The organism is Microbacterium sp. cx-55, assembly GCF_021117345.1.
Taxonomy (GTDB): Bacteria; Actinomycetota; Actinomycetes; order Actinomycetales; family Microbacteriaceae; genus Microbacterium.
In genome coordinates this window covers 649,645-667,120 of sequence record NZ_CP088261.1, presented here as the reverse complement: position 1 = coordinate 667,120, position 17,476 = coordinate 649,645, and the positions used below count along the sequence as shown (strand labels likewise).

At 72.1% G+C, this 17,476-nt stretch carries 18 protein-coding genes; 7 read left to right on the top strand and 11 right to left on the bottom strand.

What is annotated here, in order from left to right; translation table 11 throughout:
* Positions 1 to 11 precede the first annotated feature (11 nt).
* A complete protein-coding gene (locus LQ938_RS03190) occupies positions 12 to 1,019 on the bottom strand; it encodes a glycosyltransferase (RefSeq protein WP_223721729.1) in 1,008 nt (335 codons plus the stop codon).
* Positions 1,020 to 1,269: 250 nt separating this feature from the next.
* Here LQ938_RS03190 and LQ938_RS03185 point away from each other — a divergent pair, with 250 nt between their 5' ends.
* Entirely contained in the window at positions 1,270 to 1,869 is a 600-nt protein-coding gene (locus LQ938_RS03185; protein ID WP_223721728.1) for an acyltransferase, read from the top strand.
* A 172-nt stretch (positions 1,870 to 2,041) separates the two neighbouring features.
* On the opposite strand, the gene coaA is transcribed toward LQ938_RS03185, so the two are convergent.
* On the bottom strand, positions 2,042 to 2,995 hold the full coding sequence (gene coaA, locus LQ938_RS03180) for a type I pantothenate kinase (protein ID WP_223721727.1): 954 nt from the start codon (positions 2,993 to 2,995) through the stop codon (positions 2,042 to 2,044).
* A 115-nt stretch (positions 2,996 to 3,110) separates the two neighbouring features.
* On the opposite strand from coaA, the gene LQ938_RS03175 reads away from it, so the two are divergent.
* Both LQ938_RS03175 and LQ938_RS03170 read left to right on the top strand, forming a co-directional pair.
* The gene (locus LQ938_RS03175) at positions 3,111 to 4,043 is read left to right on the top strand and encodes a Ppx/GppA phosphatase family protein (protein WP_223721726.1); all 933 of its coding nucleotides are present in this window, start codon (positions 3,111 to 3,113) and stop codon (positions 4,041 to 4,043) included.
* A gap of 304 nt (positions 4,044 to 4,347) precedes the next feature.
* The gene (locus LQ938_RS03170; protein WP_223721725.1) at positions 4,348 to 5,064 is read left to right on the top strand and encodes a TetR family transcriptional regulator; all 717 of its coding nucleotides are present in this window, start codon (positions 4,348 to 4,350) and stop codon (positions 5,062 to 5,064) included.
* Between the two features lie 233 nt (positions 5,065 to 5,297).
* Here the strand turns inward: LQ938_RS03170 and glmM are convergent, their stop codons facing one another.
* Genes glmM through rplM form a run of 3 tightly spaced genes read right to left on the bottom strand, consistent with a single transcriptional unit; the run spans position 5,298 to position 7,618 of the window.
* Positions 5,298 to 6,653, bottom strand: coding sequence for a phosphoglucosamine mutase (gene glmM / locus LQ938_RS03165; protein WP_223721724.1), 1,356 nt, complete (start codon positions 6,651 to 6,653; stop codon positions 5,298 to 5,300).
* An 8-nt stretch (positions 6,654 to 6,661) separates the two neighbouring features.
* Complete coding sequence (rpsI, locus tag LQ938_RS03160) at positions 6,662 to 7,141, bottom strand: 30S ribosomal protein S9 (protein ID WP_223721723.1); 480 nt, start codon at positions 7,139 to 7,141, stop codon at positions 6,662 to 6,664.
* Positions 7,142 to 7,171: 30 nt separating this feature from the next.
* On the bottom strand, positions 7,172 to 7,618 hold the full coding sequence (gene rplM / locus LQ938_RS03155) for a 50S ribosomal protein L13 (protein ID WP_223721722.1): 447 nt from the start codon (positions 7,616 to 7,618) through the stop codon (positions 7,172 to 7,174).
* Between the two features lie 348 nt (positions 7,619 to 7,966).
* On the opposite strand from rplM, the gene LQ938_RS03150 reads away from it, so the two are divergent.
* On the top strand, positions 7,967 to 8,860 hold the full coding sequence (locus LQ938_RS03150; RefSeq protein WP_223721884.1) for an oxygenase MpaB family protein: 894 nt from the start codon (positions 7,967 to 7,969) through the stop codon (positions 8,858 to 8,860).
* Positions 8,861 to 9,080: 220 nt separating this feature from the next.
* Positions 9,081 to 9,353 (top strand): GlsB/YeaQ/YmgE family stress response membrane protein, encoded by a 273-nt coding sequence (locus LQ938_RS03145; RefSeq protein ID WP_223721721.1) that lies wholly within the window; start codon positions 9,081 to 9,083, stop codon positions 9,351 to 9,353.
* Positions 9,354 to 10,078: 725 nt separating this feature from the next.
* Here LQ938_RS03145 and LQ938_RS03140 read toward each other — a convergent pair.
* Positions 10,079 to 10,444, bottom strand: a complete 366-nt coding sequence (locus LQ938_RS03140) for a DUF4406 domain-containing protein (protein ID WP_223721720.1) — start codon at positions 10,442 to 10,444, stop codon at positions 10,079 to 10,081.
* A 46-nt stretch (positions 10,445 to 10,490) separates the two neighbouring features.
* Between LQ938_RS03140 and LQ938_RS03135 the strand changes: the two genes are divergently transcribed.
* Positions 10,491 to 11,249, top strand: a complete 759-nt coding sequence (locus tag LQ938_RS03135; protein ID WP_223721719.1) for a DeoR/GlpR family DNA-binding transcription regulator — start codon at positions 10,491 to 10,493, stop codon at positions 11,247 to 11,249.
* Between the two features lie 30 nt (positions 11,250 to 11,279).
* Here LQ938_RS03135 and LQ938_RS03130 read toward each other — a convergent pair whose 3' ends face one another.
* From LQ938_RS03130 to LQ938_RS03110, 5 genes are all read right to left on the bottom strand, one after another.
* Positions 11,280 to 12,098 carry a glycosyltransferase family 2 protein gene (locus LQ938_RS03130; RefSeq protein WP_223721718.1) on the bottom strand — a complete coding sequence of 273 codons (819 nt, stop codon included), beginning with the start codon at positions 12,096 to 12,098 and terminating at the stop codon, positions 11,280 to 11,282.
* Positions 12,095 to 13,465 carry a glycosyltransferase gene (locus LQ938_RS03125; protein WP_223721717.1) on the bottom strand — a complete coding sequence of 457 codons (1,371 nt, stop codon included), beginning with the start codon at positions 13,463 to 13,465 and terminating at the stop codon, positions 12,095 to 12,097. Before LQ938_RS03125 ends, LQ938_RS03130 begins: the two co-directional genes overlap by 4 nt.
* Positions 13,466 to 13,494: 29 nt before the next feature.
* Positions 13,495 to 14,568: a glycosyltransferase gene (locus LQ938_RS03120; protein WP_223721716.1), complete on the bottom strand. Its 1,074-nt coding sequence runs from the start codon at positions 14,566 to 14,568 to the stop codon at positions 13,495 to 13,497.
* Positions 14,565 to 15,686, bottom strand: coding sequence for a glycosyltransferase (locus tag LQ938_RS03115; protein WP_223721715.1), 1,122 nt, complete (start codon positions 15,684 to 15,686; stop codon positions 14,565 to 14,567). The genes LQ938_RS03120 and LQ938_RS03115 overlap by 4 nt, the downstream gene beginning before the upstream one ends.
* Before the next feature lie 106 nt (positions 15,687 to 15,792).
* A complete protein-coding gene (locus LQ938_RS03110) occupies positions 15,793 to 16,791 on the bottom strand; it encodes a CPBP family intramembrane glutamic endopeptidase (protein WP_223721714.1) in 999 nt (332 codons plus the stop codon).
* A 67-nt stretch (positions 16,792 to 16,858) separates the two neighbouring features.
* Here LQ938_RS03110 and LQ938_RS03105 point away from each other — a divergent pair, with 67 nt between their 5' ends.
* Positions 16,859 to 17,473 carry an arsenate reductase/protein-tyrosine-phosphatase family protein gene (locus LQ938_RS03105; protein WP_223721713.1) on the top strand — a complete coding sequence of 205 codons (615 nt, stop codon included), beginning with the start codon at positions 16,859 to 16,861 and terminating at the stop codon, positions 17,471 to 17,473.
* Positions 17,474 to 17,476 lie beyond the last annotated feature (3 nt).

Sequence of the window (17,476 nt, the reverse complement as noted above, 5' to 3'; positions counted from 1 at the left end):
ACGTCGGGCGGTCATGTCGCTGCGGCGACCCGGCTGGACGCGTCGCGCTCCCAGCCGGACGCGCGACCCGACTGCCGCGCCGACCGGCGCCGCCCGATGAGCGTCAGCAGCACGTACCAGGCCGCATCCGCCGCGCTCCGCGGACCCCGGATGCCGGCGAGCAACGCCGTGCCGCGGGACGCCGCCTCGGACGAACCGCCGAGCTCCGTGACCCCGCGCCGCTGCCGCGTGAGCACCGCGAGCAGGCCCGCGGTGTCACGGGGCGTCCGCACCCGAGCGGCGGAAGCGGCGACGATCCGCTTCTCGCCCCCGGCGAACTGCTCGTCGACCCACGCGTCGTCGGCGGTGACGTCGGGGAACTCCCCCACCCGGCGGTGGCCCGCCTCGTTCATCGCGTACCCGCCGGCTCCCCACAGCCGCACCGCGACGGGGATGCGGCTGCGCGCCCGGTAGTACGCCCGCACCGGCAGCGACGCACCGGCGGTGTCGTAGGCGAACGGGGCGCGCGCGGCCAGCACCCCCGGCTCGTCGAGCGCGGCGAACACGGCCAGCACGGCGGACGGCGCGATCTCGATGTCGGCGTCGAGATACAGCCGCGGCCACGCCGTCGCCACGCTGTCGCCGAGGTTCAGCGCAGCGGTCTTCGACGGTCGTTCGGTCTCGATCACCCGCACGCCCGGGTATCCGCGGGCGATCGCGGCCGTGTCGTCGCGGCATCCGTTGCACGCCACGACGATCTCGATCCCCGGCATCGCCCCCAGCGGCGCGAGCGCACGGAGCGTGCGGCCGATGACCGCCGACTCGTCGTGCGCCGGGATGATGATCGCCCCCCGCACGTCGTGCTCCCGCGCCGCGACGGTGCTCCGAAGGTGGTGTTCGCGTTCCGCGACCGCGCCTCGAACACTGTGCTCGCGTGCCGCGATGGCACTCCGCGCGCTGAGTTCCGGTGCCGCGATGGCACTCTGAACGTCGATGTCCGTGGCGGCGTGCGCAGCCCGGACGTCCCCTGATGTCCCCATGCTCTTCCCCAGATGCGCGCACCCCGAGCGAGCGGTGCGCGCGTAAAGCCGGTCCGGTCGACGATCCCACTCGCCGCCGTCGTGTTCGCGTCCCCAGACGCCCACGACCGGTGTCCCCGCGGCCACTGTAGCGAGCCGCGCGGCGTGCGCACAATACAATTCGACGCACGGGCGCATCGGGTTGCGGTGTGCTCGCCGCATCCGATCGCGCGGCGGCATCCGTTCGCGACACCCGAGGGAGAGGTCGACCATGGCCGGCACCGCATCGTTCACGCATCCGTCCGCCGACCTCGACGACGACGTCGAGCTGGGCGCCGGCACCCGGGTCTGGCATCTCGCGCAGGTGCGCGAGGGCGCCCGGATCGGCGCGGACTGCACGATCGGACGCGGCGCGTACATCGGCCCGGGCGTCGTGCTCGGCGATGCCTGCAAGGTGCAGAACTACGCGCTCGTGTACGAACCGGCGGTCGTCGGGGACGGGGTGTTCATCGGCCCCGCGGTCGTGTTCACGAACGACGAATTCCCCCGCGCGGCGAACCTCGACGGTTCGGCGAAGACCGCCGAGGACTGGCACGCGGTCGCGGTGCGGGTCGACCGCGGCGCATCGATCGGGGCCCGCGCGGTGTGCGTGGCGCCCGTGCACATCGGCGAGTACGCCCTGGTCGCGGCCGGCGCGGTCGTCACGACCGATGTGCCCGCCTTCGCGCTCGTCGTCGGGGTTCCGGCGCGCCGCATCGGCTGGGTCGGTCGCGCCGGACACCGCCTGACCGACGCCGGCGACGGCACCTGGATCTGCCCCGAGGCCGCCGAGCGCTACCGCGAATCCGCCGGCATCCTGACCCCGGCCTGACCCCCGCGCCCGCCCGCGCGCGTCGCCCGCGCCCCAACCCGCGAGACGGGATCTTCGCGCCGAGACAGTGGGGTAACCCCGCAGTCTCGGGGCCCAGATCCCGTCTCGCGGAAAATGGGGCGGGACCGGATGCGGCGCGAGCCCGGATGCGGGGCGAGCCCGCGCTATGGGGTCAGAGCTTGCGGAGCAGCACGCGGTCGACCGTGTGCTCGCGGCCCTTCTGCAGCACCAGCGAGGCGCGGTGCTTGGTCGGCAGCACGTTCTCGACGAGGTTCGGCAGGTTGATCTCGTTCCAGAAATAGCTCGCGCGGCGCACGGCCTCGTCATCCGAGATGTCGGCGAAGACGCGGAAGAACGAGTTCGGGTTGCTGAACGCGCCCTGGCGGAGCGCGAGGAACCGGTCCACGTACCACTGCTCGATCAGGGCGGGGTCCGCATCCACGTAGATCGAGAAATCGAACAGCTCGCTGATCGCGACGTCGTTCGGCGTCGGCGGCGGCTGCAGCACGTTCAGTCCCTCGACGATCACCACGTCGGGTCGACGCACCGTCGTGTGCGCGTCGGAGATGATGTCGTACCGCATGTGCGAGTAGTACGGGGCGCGCACCTCGGGCTCGCCCGACTTCACGGCGGTGAGAAACTCGACGAGTGCGCGGCGGTCGTACGACTCCGGAAAGCCCTTGCGGTCCATCAGCCCGCGACGCTCGAGCTCGGCGTTCGGATACAGGAACCCGTCGGTCGTGACGAGCTCGACGCGGGGCGTGCCGGGCCATCTGCTCACCAGCTCACGCAGCAGGCGCGCGATCGTCGACTTGCCGACGGCGACCGATCCCGCCACGCCGATGACGAACGGCGTCGTCGTGTCGGCATCGCCGAGGAACGCGCTTTCGTCGGCGCCGAGCCGCTTGGTCGATGAGGCGTAGAGCGAGAGGAGGCGGCTCAGCGGCACGTACACCTCGCGCACTTCGGCGAGGTCGAGCCGGTCACCGAGACCGCGCAGCTGCACGACCTCAGATTCGGTCAGCGGCTGCTCGATGCCGGCGGCGAGTCGAGCCCACTCCGGTCGGTTGATCTGGCGGTAGAGCGACAACGCGAGCGGCTCTGACACGGAGGACACCTCTGGCACGCGCCCATCGTAACCTCCGCCCGGCCGCAGCGATCTGCGGCCGCAGCGATCTGCGGCCGCCGCGCGGGGACGCCGCGCCGACCGGACGCCGCTGCCGCGCGGGTACGCTGGGCGGGTGCGTCTGGGCGTTCTCGACATCGGATCCAACACCGTGCACCTCCTGGTCGCTGATGCGCATCCGGGCGGTCGCCCGTTGGCGACGACGAGCCGTCGCACCGTCCTGCGCCTCATGCGCTATCTGACGCCGACCGGCGCGATCAGCGAGCCGGGCATCCGCGCGCTGGAGGATGCGGTCGCCGAAGCGCGCGCGCACGCCCGCGCCGAGGGGGTCGCCGAACTGCTCGCGACCGCCACATCCGCGGTCCGCGATGCCACGAACGGCACCGAGGTCATCCGCCGCATCGAAGACGCGCTGGGTCAACCGCTGCAGGTGCTCGGCGGCGAAGACGAAGCGCGGTTCACGTTCCTCGCGGTACGTCGCTGGTTCGGCTGGTCGGCGGGGCAGATCCTGTTGTTCGACATCGGCGGCGGCTCACTCGAGATCGCGGCTGGCGCCGACGAACTGCCCGCGGCGGCCGCATCCGTCCCCCTCGGTGCGGGGCGGATGACGGTGACGTTCCTGCCCGAGGATCCGCCCGGCGAGATCGCCGTCGATGCGCTCCGCGCCCACGCCCGCGAGACGCTGGCGCCGATCGTGGCGACGTTCCGCGATCAGCCGACGCCCGATCACGTCGCCGGGTCGTCGAAGGCGATCCGCTCGCTCGCGAAGCTCGCCGGTTACCCGGTGCCGGGCTGGTCGGGCAGCGAGCGGTTGATGCTTCCGCGGGCGGCACTCGGCTCGTGGATCCCGCGTCTCGCGCGGCTGCCCGCATCCGCCCGCCAGGAACTGCCGGGCATCACGGCCGACCGCACGTTCCAAATCGTGGCCGGCGCGGTCGTCTTGCACACGGCGATGCGCGAGTTCGGCATCGATGAGCTCGAAGTGAGTCCGTGGGCGCTCCGCGAGGGCGTGCTGCTGCGCTACCTGGAGAGCCTGGCCTGGGGATGAGCCTCCGGCCCCGGCCGCTCTTCCCTCGCGGGAATTGCGCCCATAGGATGAGGCATCCGCACGCCCGACGGGTGGAAAACACCCACCGTCGGGCATGCGGCCCGCACCGACGACCCCCCAAACAGGCGGCCAACAACAACAAGGACCATCCGTCGGTATGAACGAAAATAGATCAGTTTCGTCCGCCGGACAAGACTCTGGACTTATAGTCCATAACGATCCGGCATCGGATGCGGCAGCACGCGGTGAGAGCGCTCCCCGCAAGCGTTCGACCCGCATCTCGCGCGACGAACTTCGCACCCGCGTGCTCGATGCCGCAACCGTTCTGCTCGAAGAAGGCGGCATTTCGGTCGGACTCCACCACCTCAACATGGAGGAGCTGATCCGACGGGTCGGCGTGCCCCGCAGCTCCGCGTTCGCCGCGTTCGGCGGCAAGGACGAACTGCTCACCGCGCTGATGCTGCGCCTGCTCGAACCCGACGGACCGCACGCGCTCGGTTACTCCCCCGGCTCGAACGACGTCGCCGCGGCGACGTTCACCCGCCACGCCGATCGCCTCGTGCGCGCGGACGGAACGCTGGATCCCGAGGGCGCCGCGGAGGTCATGCGCGAGTCGATCCGGCTTTCGCTCGCGCGAAACGTCGCCGACACGATGCAGTCGACGCAGTGGCGCACCTACATGGCCCTCTCGGTGTCGGTGGAGAGCCTTCCGCCCGTGCAGCGTCCGCGCGTGCAGGCGGCGCTGCGGGCCGCCGAGACGGCGTTCCTGCAGCAGATGGGCGAGCTCTACCGCTCGGTGCTCGAGTACCTCGGGCGGCGACCCGCGGAGGGCGTCACCTACCTGCACATCGCCGCCGTCGGCGCCTCGCTCGTGGAAGGCATGGCCAGCAAGCGCCTGATCGGCGTCACGGATGCGGACAGCACCGTCACCCGACCCGGACTCGACGGCGAACCCGTCGAGTGGGAGGTCACCGCGCTCGCCTTCGCCGCCATGCTCGACGGCCTCACCCGCCCCGTCTGACCGCCGCGCCCCCCCGCCCTTTCCCCCGCGCGCTCCCGCCCCGCCTGACCGTGCTTTTGGCCGCGAGACGGGATCTTCGCGCCGAGACCGTGGAGTAACCCCTCCCCACCCCCACTCCACCCGCGCTTCGCGCGCGCGGAGCCTCGGGCGGCGTGGGCCCATGTCTCGGCGCCCCGATCCCGTCTCGCGGATGCCGATGCGGAGCACCGACGCGCGAGCGGACGCCCGCGGCGCTACAGACCGAGGCGCGTGCGGACGACGTCGGCGAGGCGCTCGGCGATGCGCTGGGCGTCTTCGACGTTCTCGGCCTCGACCATGACGCGCACGAGCGGCTCGGTACCGGAGGCGCGCAGCAGCACGCGTCCGCTGTCGCCGAGCTCGGCTTCGGCTTCGGCCACGGCCTCCGCGACGCCCGCATCCGCGACCCGGGTGCGGTCGACGCCGTCGACGTTCAACAGCACCTGCGGGAACACCGTCATCACCGACGCCAGCTCGGCGAGGGACTTACCCTGCCGCGCCATCTCGGCCATGAGGTGCAGGCCGGTCAGCAGACCGTCACCGGTCGTCGCGAACTCGCTCATGATCACGTGGCCGGACTGTTCGCCGCCGAGCGTGTACTTGCCCGCATCCATCGCCTCGAGCACATAACGATCGCCGACGCCGGTCTGTACGACGCGGATGCCGCGCGCGGTCATCGCACGGTGCAGTCCGAGGTTGCTCATGACCGTCGCCACGAGCGTGTCGTCGCGGAGCACACCGCGGTCCTGCATCGCGGCGGCGAGGATCGCCATGATCTGATCGCCGTCGATCTTCTCGCCGGATGCGGTGACCGCCAGGCAGCGGTCGGCGTCGCCGTCGTGCGCGATGCCGAGGTCGGCACCGGTGCGCAGCACGTGCTCCGCGAGGTGGTCGAGGTGGGTCGACCCGACCCCGTCGTTGATGTTCAGTCCGTCGGGGTCGGCCCCGATCACAGTCACCTGCGCGCCCGCGTCGCGGAACGTCTCGGGCGACACGCCCGCGGCGGCGCCGTGGGCGCAGTCGAGCACGACGTGGAGCCCGTCGAGCCGGTGCGGCAGCGACTGGAGCAGGTGCAGAACGTACCGGTCCTCGGCATCCGCGAACCGACGGATGCGGCCGACGTCGGCCCCCGTCGGCTGGAGTTTCTGGCCGGCGATCGCGTACTCGATGCGCTGCTCGACCGCATCCGGGAGCTTGACACCACCGCGCGCGAAGATCTTGATCCCGTTGTCGGGAGCGGGGTTATGCGAGGCCGAGACCATCACACCGAAGTCCGCGTCGATGTCGGCGATGAGGAACGCCGCGGCGGGCGTCGGCAGCACACCGGCGTCGAGCACATCGACACCGGAGGATGCCAGGCCGGCCGCGACCGCAGCCGAAAGGAACTCCCCCGAGATGCGCGGGTCGCGGGCGACGACGGCGGTGAGCCGTTTGCCTGCCGCGCGCCGCGCTTCGGCGGAACGGCCCTGGCCCAGGACGACAGCAGTCGCCTGGGCCAGGGAGAGCGCCAGATCGGCGGTGAGGGGGCCGTTCGCCAGCCCCCGCACGCCGTCCGTACCGAACAACGCCATCTGGCGTGTCAGCGCTTCGAGTACTGAGGAGCCTTGCGCGCCTTCTTGAGACCAGCCTTCTTGCGCTCCTTGACGCGAGCGTCACGGGAGAGGAAGCCGGCCTTCTTGAGGGTGGCGCGGTTGTTCTCTTCGTCGATGCCGTTCAGCGAACGAGCGATGCCGAGACGCAGTGCGCCGGCCTGACCCGAGGGGCCACCGCCGGAGATGCGGGCGATCACGTCGTACGCGTCGGTGAGGTTGAGCACCGTGAAGGGGTCGGTCACGAGCTGCTGGTGCAGCTTGTTCGGGAAGTAGTCCTCGAACGTGCGGCCGTTGATGGTGATGTTGCCCGAGCCGGGAACGATGCGCACGCGAGCGATGGCCTGCTTGCGACGACCGACGGCAGCGCCGGGAACCGAGAGAACGGGGCGCACGGCCTCCGCGGTCTCCAGGTCGGCCGGGGTCTCGGTGGAGTAGTTGGAGTCGGTGGATTCTTCGAGATTCGCCACGAGTATGTCCTTAGTCAGTCTTGGCGGCGCTTACTGGGCGACCTGGTCGAGGGTGTAGGTCGTGGGCTGCTGCGCACCGTGAGGGTGCTCGGCGCCGCGGTAGACCTTGAGCTTGCGAAGCTGCTGGGCGCCGATGCTGTTCTTGGGCAGCATTCCGCGGACAGCCTTCTCGACGGCACGCTCGGGGTTCTTCGTGAGCAACTCGTCGTACGTGATCGACTTCAGTCCGCCCGGGTAACCCGAGTGACGGTAGGCCTTCTTCTTCTCGAGCTTCTGACCCGTCAGGGCCACCTTCTCGGCGTTGATGATGATGACGAAGTCGCCCATGTCGATGTGGGGAGCGAACGTCGCCTTGTGCTTGCCGCGCAGAAGCGCGGCAGCGTGCGAGGCGAGGCGGCCGAGCACGACGTCGGTCGCGTCGATGATGAGCCACTCGCGCTGGGCTTCGCCAGCCTTGGGGGTGTAAGTGCGCGTCACAATAGTGCTGCTTTCTTGATCGAACGGAGATGTTCGTGAATCCCACTCCGGGGTGCTTGCGGCGACGGATGTCGAGGCAAGACGCCAGTGGAGGGCTCACGTTCGCGGGCCGGTCCAGCAGGGACACGGCACCAAAGAATCAGAATAGCACGCCGACCCTCGCGGCCACGAATGAGGATCCCGCCGATCGGCCCCGGGCGGGCGCCGGGATGCGAGGCTGTGTGGGTGACCGTCCCCCGCCCCGCTCGTGCTGCTGGTGCCGCTGATCCCGCTCGCTCCGCGGGTGCCGCCCGCGCCGCTCGTCCGGCTCGCGCCGCTGATCCCGCCCGCGCCGCTCGTCCCGCTCGCCTGCCGCTTCGGGCCAAGCTCCTCACCGCGCTCGCGGGCGATCCCGACGGCACGCCCGCGTGGGTACGGGAGCTGGCGGAAGGCGACGACACGGGCTACTTCGCGGAGGACGGCGCCGCGTGGACGGTGCACGGCGGGCTCGCGACCATGGTCGCCGGCATCCGTGCCCTGCTCATCCAGGCGCTGCATCCGGGCGCCATGGCGGGCGTGCACGACTGGTCGCGTTTCCGTGAGGACCCGCTCGGCCGACTCAGCGGCACCGTGCGTTGGATCATCGTCGCGACCTACGGGTCGAAGACGCAGACGCACGCGGAGGTCGCCCGGATCGGCCGCTTCCACTCCCGCGTCGAGGGCGACTACACCGGCGGCGACGGATCGGCGCGCACCTACACCGCCGGAGACGGCGACCTCGTGACCTGGGTGCACCTCGTCTTCGCGGATGCGTTCCTCGGCGCGCACGAGACCTGGGGCGGGCCGATTCCGGGCGGGGCCGACGCCTACGTCGCCGAGTGGGCCACCGCGGGAACCCTCATGCGAGTAGCTGCCCCTCCCCGCACGGCGGCCGAGCTTCGGGCGCAGATGCAGGCGTTCGCCGACCGCGGCGAGCTCCGCCGCGACGAACGTGTGGACGAAGTCGTGCGCTTCCTTCGCCAGCCGCCGTTCACCGGGATGATGGCGGTCGCGTACCGCGTGCTGTTCGCCGCGGCGGTGGCGAGCCTGCCGACGAAGTGGCGACGGATGCTGGGGCTGCGCCGCTCGATCTTCCCCGTCGTGACCCTCACCCGGGTGGTGCTGGCGGTGTCGGCGCGGGCACTCGGGTCGGGTCCGCGAGCGCAGGACTTCGCCCGGCAGCGGCTGCGCCGGCTCGAGCGGGACGCGCAGCCCGGCCGCTGACGATGGTGCGCGCCGCGTCGCATGCACGGCTCGCGGCCGGATCGGGTCGTGTGCGTGTACCGCGGACGGGTAGCTTCGGTCAACCCGGCGCAGAGCCTCGCCGAGTTCGGCACGCTGGGAAGCTGTTCCCCGAGTCGGCCCGAATTGCGTTCGGGGAACGCTTCCTGTCCTATGCACCATGTTTCGCGGGCTTCGGTCCGCGTAGAGAAAGGAGGCCCTGATGGGCTTCTTCGGATTCCTGCTCCTCGGTCTCATCGCCGGCGCCATCGCCAAGCTCATCCTGCCGGGTAAGCAGGGTGGCGGCTGGTTCATCACTCTGCTCCTCGGCGTCGTCGGCGCCCTGCTCGGCGGATGGCTCGGCAGCGTGCTGTTCAACGCGCCGCTCGAGGAGTTCTTCTCGATCCAGACCTGGCTGCTCGCGATCGGTGGTTCGATCGTCGTGCTGCTGATCTACGGCCTCATCTTCGGTCGCAAGAACCGCAGCCGGGCGTAATTCCCGCTGCACCGATGCCCGCCGGATCGCGCTTCGCGCCGACCCGGCGGGCATCGCCGCGTTCGGGCGGGGTCTGGCGGGGCGGGGCGGGGCGGGGCGGGGCGGGGCGGGGAAGCGTGACCGACGGCGGCTAACTCCTCCAGATCCGGTCCTCGACGGCGCCTGGCGCAGAAGCGGCACCCCTTTCGGAGGAGTTAGCCCGACTTCCCGGCCGACAGCGAGGCGGGATGCGGGCCGACCGCGAGCGCCTCGTCCCGCGCCGGGCTCCCGCGGCGCGGCGATAGGCGCGAGCCCACCGCGGATAACTCCTCCAAATCCGCGCCTCGGCGGCGCCTGGGGCGGCACCGGCACCCTTTTGGAGGAGTTAGCAGGAACTCCCCTCCCGTAAGCGCGTCGCGATGCGCGCCCGACCGCTGGCTAACTCCTCCACATCCTGGCCTCGGGGGCGTTTGGGCCTGATCCGGCGCACTTATGGAGGAGTTGGCGAGACTTCCCGTCCGGCAGCGGCGTGCGGATGCGGGAGGGGCCAGCGCCAACTCCTCCAAACCTGGGTCTATCCACGACCTGGACCCGGCCCGCGGGTGTATTGGAGGAGTTAGCGAGGCAGCGCTCAGCGACCCGGCGCGGCGCGGGGTTCAACGCCCGCAACTCAGGAGAGACGACCGCCGCACGGCGCGGGCCCCGCGCAGGCCCGCACGACCCCAGCCGCGTCGCCCGCGGCCGGCTCAGACGCCCGGAACCTCGGCGAGCGAGCGGTACACGGGCAGTCCGCGCTCGAGCGCGATCTCGACGTCCTTGTCGGCACCGACCGAGTCGCCCGGCAGGCGCAGCACCGCGTCGCAGTGCTGCAGCAGCCGGTGCGCGACGGGGTACATGACGTCGGCGGCCAGCGGATCGGCCGGCCCGGTGGCTCCCGCGCTCGACAGCACGGGAAGCGCCACCCACTCGCCGATCATCGGAATGTGACCCGCCCGGAAGATCGGCCACGCCGCCTCCTCGAGTCGGTCGAGGTTCTGCCGCATCAGCGCGGGATCCCCGCCCGTCCCCGATGCGTATGGTCCAGCGATCAGAATCATGAGAGGTTTGGTCATAGCCCCAGAATAGTGCATGAACGTGCAACAACGTGAAGGAATACGGATGCTGGCAGCCGCGCGCAAAGACCTGCTCCTCGCTCGACTGCGGGCCGACGGCCGCATCATCGCCAAGGAATTGGCGGCTGAACTGGGCCTCTCCGAAGACAGCATCCGGCGGGATCTGCGCGAACTCGACGCCGCCGGTCTCGCCGTCCGCGTCTACGGCGGGGCGCTGCCGGCGTCTCCCGCGGTCGCCGATTACACCGCGCGGCAGACCGTCGCCACCGACAGCAAGCAGCGCGTGGGCCGACTCGCCGCGTCGCTCGTCGAACCGGGCAGCACCGTGCTGATCGACGGCGGAACGACCGCGCTCGAGATGGTGCGCGCGATCGACCGGACGACCGACTGCACGATCATCACGCACAGCCCGACCATCGCCGCGGCCCTCCTCGACCACGCCGCCGACGTGCTCATCCTCGGCGGTCGCCTCTTCAAGCACTCCGCGGTCGCGAGCGGCGCGGCCGCGGTCGAGGCCACCCGCGCGATCAGCGCCGACCGTTTCTTCCTCGGCGTGACGGGCATCCACGACACGGAGGGGCTCACGACCGGCGACGCCGACGAAGCCGCCATGAAGCGCGCGCTCGCGGGCCGCGCTGCCGAAACGTTCGTGCTCGGCAGCAGCGAGAAGATCGGCGCGGTGTCGCGCTATCTCGTGATGCCGCTGGACGAGGTGACCGCCGTCCTCATCGATGCGGCGGATGCGGACTCCCCCACGGCCCGGGCACTCACGGCCCAGGGCCTCGACCTCCGTCTCTCCGCCTGACCCGGAGCATTTCCGCCTGACCCGGAGCGCTTACGCGCGGCGGTAGCCGCCGTCCGGAGTGCGCACGACGAGCCCGAGCGCGACGAACGCGTCGAGCCACCCGGTCATCGGCCACCATCCCCAGCGCTCCGCGAAGATCGCACCGTTGCGCAGGATCGCGTCGACGTGCCGCACCGGCGGGCTCTCGACCGCGTGATGCTGGTGGTACGCGCGGGCTGAGCCCACCCACGCCATCTCGACCCCGCGCGCGTGCGCCGTGTGCCCGAAGTCGGTGTCTTCGCCGCCGTACCCGACGTAGCGTTCGGAGAACCCGCCGATGCGCCGCCACGTGGCGGCCGTGACCGCGAACGACAGCGACCAGAAGAGGTTCGGGTCGCCGCCGTGCACCACCTCGCCGGGGCCCGGAGCAGGACGCGCCGGATGCGGCCGGTCGAGCGCCGCGAGCGTGCCGAAGTCGTAGCCGTCGGGCGGTGCGGGCGGCAGGTAGGTGACGGGTCCGGAGAGCAGCCGGTCCGCCGTCGTCGGATCTGTCGCGGCGGCCGCGTAGGCACCGACCAGGTGAGGCCCCGGCAGGCAGTCGACGTCGAGGAAGATCAGCACCTCGGCCCCGCGATCGATCGCGGCCTCGGCGCCGGCATTGCGCGCCCGGGCGAGCGGGAGGCCCTCCGGCGCCGCGGCGAGCACGAGCACGTGCGTGCCGGGATGCGCGAGCGCACCCAGCGCGGGATCGTCCATCGTCACCAGGATGCGGTCGTCCGGCGGTTCGATCGACAGCGCGAGCGCGTCGGCCTGGCGCCGCGCGTGCGCGTGCCGCCCGTGCGCGATCGTGATGACGGCCGTGCGGGTCATCCGTCGCCCCGGATGCGGTCGCCCGCCCCGCCGGCGCGGGATTCCGTACCGACACCGCCCGAGCCAGACCCAGCACCGCCCGCGCCGGCCCCCGCACCCGCCCCCGCACCGCCCGAACCAGACCCGGCACCGCCCGAGCCTGCTCCCGTCCCGCGGCGCGAAATCCCACGCGAAACCCCCGCCCCCGCCCCGGCAGCCCCGAACCCCACTCCGCCGCGCATCACGCGGATGATGATCTCGGCGGCACGCGCGGCGCCGCCGCCGTCGTTCCACGCTCGCCACACCGACCCGTCGAGCCGGTGCGCCGCGTCGAGCAGGTCGCCCCATCCGCCGTCGGGCAGGCGCGGCACGACGATCGCGGGCCAGTCCCCCGCCGCCAGCACGCGTCCGGTGGCGGCTTGCTCGTCGTGCGGTCGCGCCTGCGGCACCACGATGGCGGGGCGGCGGGCGGCCGCGACATCCGCGATCGCGTTCTGCCCCGCGTGGGTGATGACGACGTCGGATGCGCGCACTGCGTCCCGCGGGTCGGCGACCCACGCGCCCGACGAACCGCCCAGGTGCGTGATCTCCCATCCGGGGGTCGCGGCGCGCGCGGCGGCGACCGCATCCGGGGTGAAACCGTCGCCGCCCGCCCCCGCGAGCACGAGCGCACGTCGCCGGGTGCCGGCCGGCGGCACCCCGGCGCCCGCGCCGAACGGGTAGCGCGAGATCGCCCCGACCGGATGCAGCCGGGCGGCGGCCGCATCCGAGAGCCCGGTGACCATCCCCTCGGCCTCGTCCGGCCAGGCGGCGATGATCGCGGCCGAGATGTCGAAGCCCAAAGCGTGAGCTGGGTCGTCGCGGATCCCCGGCAGCGCCACCGTCACGACCGGCAGCCCGTGCAGGCGCGCGAGCAGCGCGACCTCGACCGAGACGTCGGAGACGATGACCCGCGGATGCGCCCGGGCGATCCACGCCGAGATCACCGCCGCGCGTTCACGCAACCCGTCGACGCCGAGCGGCACCCAGTGCAGGCGTCCGTTCGCGGTCGGGTCGACCGGCCGCGGTTCTTCACGGCGCAGAGCCGACGCCTCCCGCACGGCACCTGCGAGACCGCCCGGGAGACGGCCCGGGGCGACACCCACCGGACCCGGCGGGACACGCCCCGCCCCGCCCCGCCCACCAGGCGCCGCACCAGCGGCCGCACCATCCGCCGCCCCATCCGGCACGTCGAGCGGGAGGTCGACCCAGTCGCCGTTCCACGCCGCCGGACGCGGCAGCGACGACAGCCCGGTGACGGGTCCGCCGAGCGCCGCGGCGATCGCGGACGCGCGATGCAGATGCCCCCGTCCGTGGTGGTGGATGTAGTACCCCACCCCCGAAAGCACCCCGCCTCTCGCCCCCACCCCGCCCGCGCTCACGCGGCGAGCACGGGACGGGTGAGGTCGCGGTACACGCGCTCGTAGCCGTCGACCATGGCCGAGAGCGACAGCGCCGTCTGCGCGTGACGCCGCACTCCGTCTCGGGGCAGCAGCACGGCCTCGCGGATGGCGGCGGCCAGCGCCGGGAGGTCGTCGGGCGCCGACAGTCTCCCGCTCGAGGGCGTGACGACCTCGACCAGTCCTCCGCGCGCGAATGCGGCGACGGGCGTTCCGCAGGCCATGGCCTCGGCCGCGACCAAGCCGTACGGCTCCTCCCACCGCGGGGTCACGATCGCGACCGACGAGCGCCCGATGAGTCCCGCGAGGTCTGCTCCGGCGAGGTGTCCGGCGTAGCGCACGTCGTCGCCGAGGCGCGGCGCGATCTCGGCGACGTAGTAGTCCGGGTCGTGCAGGGGTCCGGCGAGCGCGATCGGGATGCCGGCGAGCCGGGCCGCGTCGATGGCCAGGTGCGGGGCCTTCTCGGGCACGAGCCGCCCGAACCAGACCGCGCCGCCGCCGCCGGGACCGGCGGCCCAGCGTTCGATGTCGACACCGTTGTGCACGACGATCGGGTCGACGGTCTCCGACCAGTCCGCCGCGGTCGCGTGACTGACGGCCACGAAGGTCGACGCGTGTCCGTTGAGGCGCATGGCGGATTCGAGCCAGGGCGTCGGGGGCGTGTGCAGGGTCGTGATCATCGGCACCTCGATCGCCGACGCCATCGCGATCGGCAGGTGATGCAGCGTGTTGTTGTGGATGATGTCGAAGTCGCAGGCGCCTCCTCGCTGCAGGTCCATCAGCAGGGCGAGGTAGGCGTGGTGCTCTCGCATCCACGAGTCCGGCGGCGCGGCCACGTCGCGGCGCGCCCCGGCGCTCGGCGCGTACTCGGCGACGTCGAGCGTTCGCACGTGCAGGTCGGGGTCCGATCCCGGCGCCGCGAAGATCGTCACATGGTGTCCGCGCGCGGCGAGCGACGAGGCCAGCGCGTGCGTGTGCGCTTCGAGTCCTCCGGCGAAGGGTTCGGCGATGGGGAAGCGGCTGGAGGCGATGAGGCAGATCCGGAGCCTCAAGAGAGCAGGTCCCGGTAGAGCCGCGCGTGCGCGTCGGCGACGTGCTGGCGCTGCTGCATCCGCTCGTCCACCGACAGGGGCGCCGTCGGACCCGCGTCGAAGGCGGCGCGCACGGCGGCGGTGAGGGAGGCCGCGTCGAGCCCGGAGCCGTCGTTGCCGTACCGGAAGACCGGCCCCTGCTCGCGGTAGTACCCGCAGTCGGGGGCGATGACGGCGGTGCCGAGATCGCGGCACGCCTCGAGCCAGCCGGAGTGCGTGCCGAAGCGGTACGGCAGCACCGACACGTCGAGCGACTCGAGGTAGTCCCACAGTTCGTCGTCGGGCAGGAAGTCGTGCACCCGGGTCTCGAGCAGCCCCGCCGCTTCGGCGTTCTGCAGGAACTCGCCCAGCTCGGCGTCGTACCGCGCGCCGCCCGGCAGCAGCACATCGCGGTGCCCGTTGACCTGCAGCACGCCGCCGGGCAGCGCGTTCACCGCATCCGTCAGCACGCGCAGCACGGCGAGCGGGTTCATGCTCGCGCGGAGGCTCTTCACGTGCAGTCCGACGCGGAATTCCCCGCTCTCGCGGCGCGGGCGGACGGCACGGATGCGGTCGGGTTCGACGACGTGCGGATGCGGAAGCACGATCGCCTCGCGACCCCATCGGCGGCGGATCTCGTCGGCGGCGCCAGGGGTGAGGGTGATCAGCGCGTCCGCGGCGGGCACCAGCACGTCGAGTTGCGCATCGTGCTCGGCGCTCGTCTCGTGGTGCGGATTGCGGAGGTCGTGCACGGTGTAGACGAGCGGGCGCCCGGCGCGCCGGAGCGCATCGACGAGAGCCTGCAGTTCGGCGGGGGTGCGCGCGTCGAACCCGAATTGGATGTGGAAGACGTCGAAATCGTTCGCCCGCACCCACTCGGAATCGAGCATCACCGGGGGCCACCAGCGCGACACGGTCGAGCGGGCGGGCGACGCCGGGTCGGGGTCGGCCAGCCGCACGATGCGCGGAAGCTCCCCGCCCTCGATCACCGGATCGAGGTGACGGACGTACACGTGGGATGCGGGAACCGAGGCGACTCGGATGGTGTCAGCCGCGGTGGGCGGTGCGTCGGCAGCGCGAATCAGGACATCGAACGACAATGCACCCCCTTCCGGAGCGATGGTGCGTGGATATTCGCATCATCACTCGCGGATGTGTCGGGCGAGTGCACTTGACAGAAGTTCTTTCGCCGGTGCGCCGAGGGCGTTACGAGAGCGCGAGCTCGATTCCGCCGGAGCCGCCGGCGAGGGTGCCGACGAGTGCGAGCACGACGTACGAGGCGTTGAAGACGGCGTGGGTGAGCAGCGCGCCCCAGAACCGGCCGGTGACGAGCACGAGGGTCGCGCCGACGAGTCCGACGAGGGCGATCGCAGCCGCCGACGCCCAGGTCGCGCCGAGCGATCCGGTGAGCTGGTGCAGCAGCACGAACACCCCGGTGCTGACGAGGGCGGCGCCGAAGCCGGCGACGGCCGGGGCCCGCGTCAGGCGGCGGAACGCGGTGTACAGCGCGACGAGCAGCAGAGCGTGGAAGAAGAGCTCTTCCACGACGGGCGCGATGACGACGGGCAGGAGGAGGTCGCCGAACCACCAGTCCGCGCCGAGTCCACCGTCGACGGTCGGGTAGGCGGGCCAGACGGACACTCCGGATGCGGCCTGCTCGAGCCATCCGGTGATGACCCGCAGTGCCACCCCGAACACGAGCCCGAACAGCACGTCGGTCGCGCGGAAGCGCAGGAGTCCGCGCGGCACGGAGCGCGTGAAGCCGTAGATGACAGGTACGAGCATCGCGACCCAGAGCACGACCGTGCCGATCCACCCGCCCAGCACGCCGCCGATGAACTCGGTCGCGGCCGTGGCGATGAGGATGCCGGCACCGAGCGAGACGATGGCCCAGCCGACGAGCAGCCAGCCCCAGGGCTGGGTTGTGGTGCCGCCCTGCAACCAGACGCGCGGCGCGCTCGGCCGACGGCGTCGCCGCCGACCGGAGCCGGACTCGGCCGCATCAGCATCGGCACCGTCGGTACCCGCATCCGAGGTCGGACCGCCGTCCGCCGCCGTCCCGTCTCCCGCGAATTCGCCCGCCGCAGCATCGTCGTCGGTCACGCGCGGGTCGGTGTCGATCTCCGCCGGCGCGATGCGCCGGGCGACCCACTCGCCGGACTCGGACCGCGAGAACCGGGAGGTTCGATCGTTAGACTCGCTCACGGCGCCCACGTTACCGGGACGAGAGCACGCCCGTCTCCGCGCCAGGTACAGGGGAGGCCACCACCGCATGCTCGAGGTCTTCACCGTCTGCACGGGGAACATCTGCCGGTCGCCGTTCGCGGAGATCGTCCTGCAGGACGAACTCGGCCACCGCGGCGTGCACGTCGCGAGCGCCGGTGCGCGCGCGATGATCGACAGCCCGATGACCCCGGAGGCGATGCAGCTCGCCCGCCAGTACGGCGTGCCCGACGACCTCATCTCCGGGCACCGCGCCCGATGGTTGAACGAATCGCACCTCGTCGAGCCCGATCTCGTGCTCGCCATGACCCGGGAGCACCGCCGCGCGGTCGTCGAGCTGGCGCCCGCGCAGACGCGCACGACGTTCACGGTGCGGGAGTTCGCTCGCCTCGCCGCAGCGGTGCCGGATGCGGACGCCCACGCGGTGGCGGATGCCGCGGGCACCGATCCCGCTGCGCGGCTCCGCGCGCTGCTCGCGCGCCTGACGGCGGTGCGCGGCGAGCTCGATCCGCCCGCCGACCCGACCGCCGACGACGTCATCGACCCGTACCGGCGCTCGTGGGAGGTCTACGAGCAGATGGCCGCCGAACTCATGCCGTCGCTCGGCGAGGTCGTGCGCGTTCTCGACATCGCGATCGGCCCGCACGCAGGTTCGCACAGCTAACCC

Bases quoted from the DNA above. Each gene is read 5' to 3' on its own strand.
- LQ938_RS03190 (WP_223721729.1), bottom strand. From the start codon at position 1,019: ATGGGGACATCAGGGGACGTCCGGGCTGCGCACGCCGCCACGGACATC.
- LQ938_RS03185 (WP_223721728.1), top strand. From the start codon at position 1,270: ATGGCCGGCACCGCATCGTTCACGCATCCGTCCGCCGACCTCGACGAC.
- glmM (WP_223721724.1), bottom strand. From the start codon at position 6,653: ATGGCGTTGTTCGGTACGGACGGCGTGCGGGGGCTGGCGAACGGCCCC.
- LQ938_RS03145 (WP_223721721.1), top strand. From the start codon at position 9,081: ATGGGCTTCTTCGGATTCCTGCTCCTCGGTCTCATCGCCGGCGCCATC.
- LQ938_RS03140 (WP_223721720.1), bottom strand. From the start codon at position 10,444: ATGACCAAACCTCTCATGATTCTGATCGCTGGACCATACGCATCGGGG.
- LQ938_RS03135 (WP_223721719.1), top strand. From the start codon at position 10,491: ATGCTGGCAGCCGCGCGCAAAGACCTGCTCCTCGCTCGACTGCGGGCC.
- LQ938_RS03130 (WP_223721718.1), bottom strand. From the start codon at position 12,098: ATGACCCGCACGGCCGTCATCACGATCGCGCACGGGCGGCACGCGCAC.
- LQ938_RS03105 (WP_223721713.1), top strand. From the start codon at position 16,859: ATGCTCGAGGTCTTCACCGTCTGCACGGGGAACATCTGCCGGTCGCCG.